The organism is Pseudomonadota bacterium (genome assembly GCA_026388255.1).
GTDB lineage: Bacteria > Desulfobacterota > Syntrophorhabdia > Syntrophorhabdales > Syntrophorhabdaceae > JAPLKB01.
Map to the genome: position 1 here is coordinate 1 of JAPLKC010000143.1, position 1,528 is coordinate 1,528.

The 1,528-nt window shown below is 41.0% G+C and carries 2 protein-coding genes; one reads left to right on the top strand and one right to left on the bottom strand.

Annotated features, from left to right (window positions below; all coding sequences use genetic code 11):
* The coding region (locus NT178_18955) for a hypothetical protein (protein MCX5814595.1) at positions 1-476 on the bottom strand (476 nt) is incomplete at its 3' end.
* Between the two features lie 256 nt (positions 477-732).
* On the opposite strand from NT178_18955, the gene NT178_18960 reads away from it, so the two are divergent.
* A partial coding sequence (locus NT178_18960; protein MCX5814596.1) for a zincin-like metallopeptidase domain-containing protein occupies positions 733-1,528 on the top strand: 796 nt, incomplete at its 3' end.

The following is a 1,528-nucleotide window of genomic DNA, read 5'->3' on the forward strand; positions in this document are numbered from 1 at the left end:
TTATCTGAATTCTTTGCAAGCTCAAGCGCAACTTTACCATCACAAAAAGAAAGTATCTCTTTATCGTTGGTGGTCCAGCGTGTAACGCTGGAGTCAATCGCTAAATAATAAGCTATGTTTTGGTGTTTCTTTAACACGTCAATATCGCTGGTTTTCCAACCATTAATGCAAGAAAAATATGCGAGACAAAGGTAAATATCAACAACATCGACACACTTATACCTTGTCAAATCTGCCGTGGGCTCATAGCCAGAGCTAACAAATTTTGCAATGCGGCGAGCAAAAGTTTGATCACCGTAAAATTCTTCGAGAATACCTTCTCTGTATGATAAATCACCGCATAAATCCCCATAAATAACATGGTAATGAAGCTGATTGTTATAGGTTTGGTTATATTCTCCATAATCGGCGCGATCTTCAAATAGAGTCAGTTTGTAATTGGCTTTGTTATGATTGGCTTTGTATAGAGTAAGCATAGAAATCTCCTTTTATTTAAAATTTTGTTCACAAAAACTTTTTAGTTTCATATTGAAATGTATTACTACCGACAGGACTAATTATTTGATGTTAGCCAGGAATTAATATATATCCATAAAGAATCATCAGTAGGTCTATCCGAAAAAAATCAACCAACTACTCAGACTACCCCGGAGCGAACTCCGAGGAATGTAAACGATTCAAATCAAACCCAAAAAACCCGTTCAGGAAAAAACTATCAAAAAAGGAGGACATATGTCCGTATACGAAATCATCACAGACAGGATTATTGCCGCCCTCGAAAAAGGCGTTGTTCCGTGGAAGAAACCATTTACGACAGGGTTGCCGCAGAATCTGATTTCTAAGAAGCCGTACAGAGGGATTAACACACTGATACTTCAATCGGCTCCCTATTCAGCCCCTTATTGGCTGACCTTCAAGCAGGCGGGGCAGCTAAATGGAAGCGTAAAAAAAGGCGAAAAAGGCTATCCGGTTATCTTGTGGAAGTTTACCGACTTCTTTACCAAGAACACTGATAAAAATGAGACAGAATTAACGGCGGAAGCAGGTTCAACGAAAATTACAGGTTCCGCTTCAAAAGGTTCTAAGAGGTACCCGTTATTGCGCTATTACACGGTATTTAACGTGGAGCAGTGCGAGGAAATAACGTACCCGATACCGCAAGAGACCGTTGCAGATATCGTGGAATGCGAAAACCTTGTTCAAAAGACAGGATGTGTCGTCAATGACGGTACGGAGGCGTACTATACGCCCGGTACAGATACCATCACAATACCCAAAAAAGAATACTTTCGTAATATGGAGTCTTACTATTCCACGATGTTTCACGAATTGTCCCACTGGACAGGTCATCAGTCGAGGCTCAACAGGGAAGGGGTACTCAGGGTAAACTTCGGTAGTGAAGTGTACAGTAAAGAAGAGTTGGTTGCTGAGATGGGCGCTGCATTTTTGTGTGCTCATACCGGGATTGAAACCAACACTATCGGAAATTCATCATCATACATCAGCTCATGGCTTCGCAAACTCCAGG